Annotated in this window: 1 protein-coding gene; it reads right to left on the reverse strand. The window is 58.2% G+C overall.

Features of this window, described 5'->3' with window-relative positions; all coding sequences use genetic code 11:
- The coding region (locus GHO25_RS25825; protein WP_153393451.1) for an LLM class flavin-dependent oxidoreductase at positions 1-388 on the reverse strand (388 nt) is incomplete at both ends.

The raw sequence follows: 388 nt of genomic DNA on the forward strand, positions 1-388 counted from the left end.
ATCCATGGTCTTCACAGGCGCACGCTGAACCAGACTTTGGCCGCGCATCAGCGCCAGAATTCGCTGGTACACGGAGGTTGCCAGGTACTCGGCGTGCTCATCCGTATCGGCAGCGACCAAGGGCACCCCGAGCATCACGTAGGGTTTGTCGAGAACGGCTGAAGGCTTGAAGTGATTGCGGTACACACGAATCGCTTCATGCATTAAACGCGGTGCGAAATGTGACGCGAAGGCGTACGGCAAACCGCGCTCACCGGCCAATTGTGCGCTAAACAGACTTGAGCCCAGCAACCAGATCGGCACATTGGTGCCAGTCCCCGGCATGGCAATCACCCGTTGATCAGGCGTGCGTGGGCCTAAGTAACGGGCCAGTTCAGCCACATCTTCA

The sequence above is a fragment of the Pseudomonas sp. FSL R10-1350 genome, from assembly GCF_009600525.1.
Lineage (GTDB): Bacteria > Pseudomonadota > Gammaproteobacteria > Pseudomonadales > Pseudomonadaceae > Aquipseudomonas > Aquipseudomonas helleri.